This window comes from Micromonospora sp. AB353, assembly GCF_049538395.1.
GTDB lineage: Bacteria > Actinomycetota > Actinomycetes > Mycobacteriales > Micromonosporaceae > Micromonospora > Micromonospora aurantiaca.
This window is the reverse complement of the sequence record NZ_JBMVFV010000175.1, coordinates 1-1,418: the sequence shown is the minus strand read 5'-3', so window position 1 is coordinate 1,418 and position 1,418 is coordinate 1. Positions and strand designations below refer to the sequence as shown.

General features: G+C 67.4%; 1 protein-coding gene. It reads left to right on the top strand.

What is annotated here, in order from left to right:
• Positions 1-118 precede the first annotated feature (118 nt).
• Positions 119-1,363, top strand: a complete 1,245-nt coding sequence (locus tag ACPCK6_RS29550; RefSeq protein WP_046563349.1) for an IS256 family transposase — start codon at positions 119-121, stop codon at positions 1,361-1,363.
• The last annotated feature ends 55 nt before the right edge of the window (positions 1,364-1,418 follow it).

Here is a 1,418-nt window from a genome sequence, read left to right as displayed (position 1 = left end):
GGTTGCGTCCGCTGGAGTGGTGTACGACTTGCCCGTGATGGGCGTGTTGCGTAGATGAGAGACGGCCATCGCGTCGATCCTTCAAGACGACCAAGTCAGAGAAGGAAGAGAGAACGCGATGGCCGCATCAGAGAGTGTGAACCCTGTTGACCTGCTGCGCGAGCAGATCGAGGGCGCGTCGCCGGACGTGTTGCAGGCGATGATCAAAACGTTCGCGCAGGCGTTGATGTCCGCGGAAGCGGACGCGATCTGCGGTGCCGGTTACGGGCAGCGCAGCGACGAGCGGGTGAACTCGCGTAACGGATACCGGCCTCGGGAGTGGGACACCCGGGCCGGGACGATCGACTTGGCCATCCCCAAGCTGCGCCAGGGCTCGTACTTTCCGGACTGGCTGCTGACCCACCGTCGGCGGGCCGAGCAGGCTCTGGTGTCGGTCGTGGCCACCTCCTATCTGCTGGGGGTGTCGACGCGGCGGGTGGAGAAGCTGGTCGAGCAGCTCGGGATCCGGCAGCTGTCGAAGTCGCAGGTCTCGGAGATGGCCGCCCACCTCGACACCCAGGTCGAGGCGTTTCGCAACCGACCCCTCGACTCAGGCCACTACACGTTCGTGTGGATGGACGCGCTGACGATGAAGGTCCGCGAGCACGGCCGCACCGTCAACGTCCACGCGCTGATCGCTGTCGGCGTCAACGCCGACGGCCAACGCGAAGTCCTCGGCCTCGACGTCGCCTCCGACGAGGACGGCGCCGGCTGGCTGGCGTTCCTGCGGTCGCTGACCGCCCGCGGCCTGACCGGGGTGCGTCTGGTCATCTCCGACGCCCACGCCGGCCTGGTGTCCGCGATCGGCGCGGCCCTGCCCGGCGCTGCGTGGCAGCGCTGCCGGACCCACTACCTGCGCAACCTGCTGACCAAGGTGCCCAAGTCGGCGCAGCCCTGGATCGCCACCCTCGTCCGCACAATCTTCGACCAGCCGGATGCCGACGCCGTCCGAGCCCAGTTCCAGCGGGTCGTGGCCACGATCGAGGCGAAGTTCCCAGCCGCAGCCGAGCACCTCGACGCCGCCAGGGATGACCTCCTCGCGTTCACCGGTTTCCCGCGCGAGATCTGGCGTCAGATCTGGTCGAATAATCCGCAGGAGCGGTTGAACAAGGAGATCCGCCGCCGCACCGACGTCGTCGGGATCTTCCCCAACCGGCCGTCGATCATCCGCCTCGTCGGCGCCGTCCTGGCCGAGCAAACCGACGAGTGGACCGAAGGACGCCGCTACATGGGCCTGGAACTACTCGCCAAAGCCCGCATGGTCACGATCGACACCGACCAACACGTCACCGACCAGACCGACCCCGCCCCGATCGCCGCATAACATCAGACCGGATCCCGCGATGGCCGTCTCTTACACCACTCGCGCGGACGCGACC

Coding starts and splice junctions, on each gene's coding strand:
- ACPCK6_RS29550 (WP_046563349.1), top strand. CDS start 119: ATGGCCGCATCAGAGAGTGTGAACCCTGTTGACCTGCTGCGCGAGCAG.